The sequence below is a fragment of the Pseudomonadota bacterium genome, assembly GCA_022361155.1.
GTDB lineage: Bacteria > Myxococcota_A > Polyangia > Polyangiales > JAKSBK01 > JAKSBK01.
Map to the genome: position 1 here is coordinate 1 of JAKSBK010000036.1, position 3,705 is coordinate 3,705.

A 3,705-nucleotide genomic window follows, 5' to 3' on the forward strand; every position below is an offset into this window, starting at 1 on the left:
CCCGCAGATCAGCAGCAGCGTGCGCCCCAGGCCTGGCGGCAGGCGCTTGCGCTGCCAGGAGCCAAGGATCACCGCGGTCCCGAGCAGCGGTGTGACTCCCGAGACAAGGGCAACGTAGAGCAGCACGTGTAGGAGATTCGCGGCAGACAAAGCCTCCCCCGCGCCCAGATTGTGGCGATAGGCAGCGCCGCTGATGTACATCCAGAGCCCCGAGGCCGTGCTTGGCTCACCCCACATGGGTGCCCCGGCAGCGGCGCGGATCGGAAGGTAGCTGTAGCTTGCGAGCGCCGAGAGCACCCCCGACATGCTGGTCCAGGCAACGGTGCCCGCTTTGGGCAGCCTTCCGAGACCACGTCCGGTCAGCACGGCCGCTCCGATGAGCGCGGCGCATAGCGCATGGGGCGGGTGCAATGCGGCAGCCAGGCCGGCCGCGAGAGCCGCGCGGTAGAGGGTCGCCGTGCGTCCGTGATGCAGCCATGCGAAGAGCTCGTGTACGCTAGCCAGGGTAAGTGCCAGTGCGATCGAGTAGACCTCGGTGCGGGTGGCTTGCCGCAGCAGGGGCGGAGACAGCAGCAGCGCGAGCGACGCGGCGTCGGCACACAACCGCAAACCGAGACTCGGACGCTCCCGCAACAGCAGGAGCAAGGTGCGAACCAGGCGCGCCGCAAGGACACCGCTTGCAAGTGTCCCGAAAACGCTGAGCAGGGCGGTACGGGCCTCTACGGGTCCCACGGGCAGCAGGCACAGCGCATGAGCCAGCAGTGCGTGCAGCGGCTGCCCCGGTGGATGGGAGCCCCCGAGGCGCCAGGCCGCCGATACAAGCTCGCCGCCGTCGAAGGGCTGGGGTCCGCTGCTGGTGGCAGACGCCAGCGCAGCGCCCGCCAACACGAAGGCCGCCAACCGCAAGCGCTGCTCCAGGGGGGAAGCCGTTTCAGCGTGCTCAGCGCTAGGGCTCCGCATGCGCTCAAGTCTCGCGCACGCCCATCAGACTAGCCAGTGCCCGGTCCAACACCGGCGTCCGGGTAGGCCACGGGCACGACCGCGCGCAGTGCGGCATCGGCAAGAAGGTCCGCGAGCAAGCGCGCGGTGGGGGCCGGGTTTCGGAGCCGACCCTCACCCCCTCCTGGGGTCGGCGGAGAAACCCGGATCGAACTTCCGGCAGAGGGTACTACGAGCGTCCGGCAGCGGCCGCTAGTTGGTCTTCACGACCACACCGAGCACTGCCGAGGCGTAGTTGCGGGAGTTCGGAAGGCCCAGAATCGGGACTTGGGAGAGCTGCGGTATGCGCAGGCTCCAAAGGGGTGGGTTGTTGGTGTTGCCGTTGTAGAACAGCAGGTTGGTCGAGCGTTCGAAGCGGCCATCGAGCCGGAAGATGATGTTCTGCGCGTCGGCCGGCACATACTCGAACGTCAAGGTTCCCGTGAGCAGGTTGCCGCCCCAGAACTCGGTCACCTGGTAGATGGAGTTGTTGCGGTTTGGCTCTGCCAGATACTCGCCTCGGGCCGCGACTGCAAACGACTCGTTGGCCTGGACTCGAGCCGCAAGGCTGGCTCCGTAGAAGATGGACGTATTGTTGATGTTGCCGGTGGCGGCGCTGCTGAAGAGGTTGTCCGCGACGCCGAGGCTGCCGTTGAACACGACGTTGACGATGTCTGCGGAACCGCTGAGGACCAAGTCGACGAAGTGCGCCCACTTCTTGCCGTTGGGCTGGGTCGAACCGTAGTAGCCAACAGCCCCGAAGAACGCCTCGTCCTGTGTGAAACCGAGCTGAAGGCCCAGATCCGGTCCGCGATCCGCGTCGAACTGCTGATTGACACCGTTGACCACGAGCGCCGTCACGCTGACCTGCTCGTTGGGCGCGAAACCCAAACGAAGCCCCTGATGCCAGTATGGCTGCATCAAGTAGTAGAGCGCGCCGCGTGTGTAGTTGAGGTTCTCGAAGCTGTCTGCGACTTCGGCCCCGTAGATGGTGTCGAATTGACCGAAATCGAGCGTGACCTGGTCGTTCGGCTTGTAGGTCACGTACGCCTGCTTGATGAACTGCTGCCCGAGGTTGAGGCTCGCGGCGTTGCAGTGGCCGATCAGCCTGCAGGCCGAAGGCCCGAAGCGCAGGTTAGCCACCATCCCCACGTTGCCGCTGTCGTAGGTGGCGTCCACGCCAAGAAAGGAAAGAGCGAAGCCGTTCGTTCGAACGAACGCTCGGTGTCGTGGCGCCCCGTTGGCGTCCATCGCTGGTGGCTGGTTGAAGTCGGCGTTGTAGTAGGCGTCCGCGAAGAGGCTCAGATTGAGGGGAGAGTCTGCTGCCGCGCTGTCGTGTCCCTCGCCCACCAATTCGCCATGATGAGCTGCTGCCGAGTGCACGGGCTCCGGCGCCACATGTGCAGGCGCCGTGTCGTGCGCTGTCATGTGAGCAGCAGGCGCGTGCACCGGTGGTGGTGGAGGCACCGATGGCGGCGCGTGCTCGCCTGGATGGTGCTGCGCTGCCGGGTCCGGTGCTGCGTGCGGCTCGTGCGATGTCTGCGCGCCATGCTCATCTGGATGTGCTTGTGCCCGCACCACACCCGCGGTCGCCACGACCAAACAGGCCAGCAAAGCCACGCCGGCCAGGGTTCCTGCGAGTGGTTCGGAATGTCGATGCGTTCGGGAATCCTGTGAATGCTGCATATGGGCCACCTTGCTTGTTGGGATCACCTTGCTCGTTGGGATCACATTGCTCGTTGGGATCACATTGCTCGTTGGGATCACATTGCTCGTTGGGATCACATTGCTTGTTGGGATCACATTGCTTGTTGGGATCACAGCTTGTTGGGATCACATTGGATGGGAAGGTACGTGCTTTGCCTCCCATATACGAGAAAACGGCGACATCGTAGCCGGAAAACTGGATGCATTCGCGTATCAAAGATGAAAAAATGCGCTGGTGCCGGCCATCTTTTGCGCGGAGTGCGAACGTCTCGACACATAATCGATCTGTTCCCATGCGGTTGCTCGCTCCCCGGCGACCGGCGGTGCGAATGCCCCGGCACAGCTCGGAGCAGCCGTGGCCCTATGCGGTGAGCGCGCGCGGGTAGGGTTGGCTCGCGATGTCGCAAGCGGACCGCATTGCCGCGGGCTTGGTGCGGGTTTCTCGCAAGCTCTGTCGCGAGGTCTCGTCCCAACGCTTCGGGCCTCCGGTGCAATTCGTGTACAACCCCCTGGGCTACGCTCGCGCGGCCCACGAGCTCTACCTAACTCGGTATGGCGCGGGAGCCAAGCAGGTCGTGCTCGTGGGCATGAATCCTGGACCCTGGGGAATGGCGCAAACGGGGGTTCCCTTCGGTGAGGTCGTGCTGGTGCGCGACTGGCTCGGGATAGAGGTGGCCGTAGGGCAGCCGGCTCGCGCGCACCCGAAGCGACCCATCACGGGCTTTGCCTGCGCGCGCCGTGAGGTCAGCGGCCAACGGCTCTGGGGCTGGGCCCACGCCCATTTCGGCACGCCGGGGCGTTTCTTTTCCCGGTTCTTCGTGGCCAACTACTGTCCGCTTTCGTTTGTGCGCGACAGCGGGGCCAACCCCCCGCCCGACCGGTTGCCGGCCCGCGAGCGTGGCTGCCTGTTTGCGTCGTGCGATTGAGCGCTCAGAGCTTCCATCGAGCTGCTTTCGCCGCAATGGGTGATCGGCGTGGGCGGCTTTGCCGAACGCCGCGCCAGGGAGGCGCTGCGCGGCC

General features: G+C 65.2%; 3 protein-coding genes. 1 reads left to right on the forward strand and 2 read right to left on the reverse strand.

What is annotated here, in order from left to right:
* Both MJD61_01140 and MJD61_01145 read right to left on the reverse strand, forming a co-directional pair.
* Positions 1-960, reverse strand: a 960-nt coding sequence (locus MJD61_01140) for a DUF2723 domain-containing protein (protein ID MCG8553886.1), incomplete at its 3' end; no start/stop codon positions are given.
* A 231-nt stretch (positions 961-1,191) separates the two neighbouring features.
* Positions 1,192-2,664, reverse strand: a complete 1,473-nt coding sequence (locus tag MJD61_01145) for a porin (GenBank protein ID MCG8553887.1) — start codon at positions 2,662-2,664, stop codon at positions 1,192-1,194.
* 419 nt (positions 2,665-3,083) lie between these two features.
* On the opposite strand from MJD61_01145, the gene MJD61_01150 reads away from it, so the two are divergent.
* The gene (locus MJD61_01150; GenBank protein ID MCG8553888.1) at positions 3,084-3,611 is read left to right on the forward strand and encodes a hypothetical protein; all 528 of its coding nucleotides are present in this window, start codon (positions 3,084-3,086) and stop codon (positions 3,609-3,611) included.
* The last annotated feature ends 94 nt before the right edge of the window (positions 3,612-3,705 follow it).